This is a genomic window from Cupriavidus sp. SK-4 (assembly GCF_000611125.1).
In the GTDB taxonomy this organism is placed as follows: Bacteria; Pseudomonadota; Gammaproteobacteria; order Burkholderiales; family Burkholderiaceae; genus Cupriavidus; species Cupriavidus necator.
Map to the genome: position 1 here is coordinate 1 of NZ_JFJW01000047.1, position 466 is coordinate 466.

The 466-nt window shown below is 61.6% G+C and carries 1 protein-coding gene; it reads left to right on the forward strand.

Annotated elements, in window-relative coordinates:
- Positions 1–108: 108 nt before the first annotated feature.
- On the forward strand, positions 109–417 hold the full coding sequence (gene rpsJ / locus CF68_RS09330; RefSeq protein WP_006160488.1) for a 30S ribosomal protein S10: 309 nt from the start codon (positions 109–111) through the stop codon (positions 415–417).
- The last annotated feature ends 49 nt before the right edge of the window (positions 418–466 follow it).

Genomic DNA, 466 nt, shown 5'->3' on the forward strand with positions numbered 1-466 from the left:
GCCGGCGTCGTGGCCAAGATCCTCGACTAAGCACTTCCTGGGACATGCCTGTCGGGCATGTCCCCATTCAACGGGCACGTTGCCCAATCGCTCTTTTAAGGAAATATCATGCAGAACCAGAAGATCCGTATCCGCCTGAAGGCTTTCGACTACCGCCTGATCGACCAGTCGGCCGCCGAAATCGTGGATACCGCCAAGCGTACCGGCGCAATCGTCAAGGGCCCGGTGCCCCTGCCGACCCGCATCCAGCGCTTTGACATCCTGCGTTCGCCGCACGTCAACAAGACCAGCCGCGATCAGTTCGAGATCCGCACGCACCAGCGCCTGATGGACATCGTCGACCCGACCGACAAGACGGTTGACGCGCTGATGAAGCTCGACCTGCCGGCAGGCGTGGACGTCGAGATCAAGGTGTAATCATGCTTCGGGCCGCGCCAGCGGCCTGCTGCAGCAAAACGGCGAACCG

Bases quoted from the DNA above. Each gene is read 5' to 3' on its own strand.
- rpsJ (WP_006160488.1), top strand. From the start codon at position 109: ATGCAGAACCAGAAGATCCGTATCCGCCTGAAGGCTTTCGACTACCGC.